The following is a 448-nucleotide window of genomic DNA, read 5'->3' as shown; positions in this document are numbered from 1 at the left end:
GGCCAAAGGGAGCAGACTGTAAATCTGCCGGCACTGCCTTCGATGGTTCGAATCCGTCCCCCTCCACCATATTCTTTAGGAAATAGCTCTCAGAGTTACGTGTTGCGGGCATCGTATAATGGCTATTACCTCAGCCTTCCAAGCTGATGATGCGGGTTCGATTCCCGCTGCCCGCTCCACTCTAATTTGAGTGCTGATATAGCTCAGGTGGTAGAGCGCATCCTTGGTAAGGATGAGGTCGGCAGTTCGAGTCTGCCTATCAGCACCAGCTCTCAAGTTTATTTCCTTTTGATATTAGATTTACCAATTATCTTTTTTTGGTTGCGTGGTCAATTTGGGCCACCTAAATCCGTACCTAGAGGGACCACTCATGTCTAAAGAAAAATTTGAACGTACGAAACCGCACGTTAACGTTGGTACTATCGGCCACGTTGACCACGGTAAAACA

The 448-nt window shown here is 47.8% G+C and carries 2 tRNA genes; both read left to right on the top strand.

Annotation, left to right across the window (positions count from 1 at the left end):
• The first annotated feature begins 104 nt into the window (after positions 1-104).
• Positions 105-179: transfer RNA gene (locus tag MSG33_RS23510), tRNA-Gly, on the top strand.
• A 13-nt stretch (positions 180-192) separates the two neighbouring features.
• A tRNA-Thr gene (locus MSG33_RS23505) sits at positions 193-268 on the top strand.
• The last annotated feature ends 180 nt before the right edge of the window (positions 269-448 follow it).

The sequence above is a fragment of the Vibrio sp. 1CM7H genome (assembly GCF_023161645.1).
Classification (GTDB): Bacteria; Pseudomonadota; Gammaproteobacteria; order Enterobacterales; family Vibrionaceae; genus Vibrio; species Vibrio diabolicus.
This window is presented reverse-complemented; position numbering and strand designations above follow the sequence as displayed.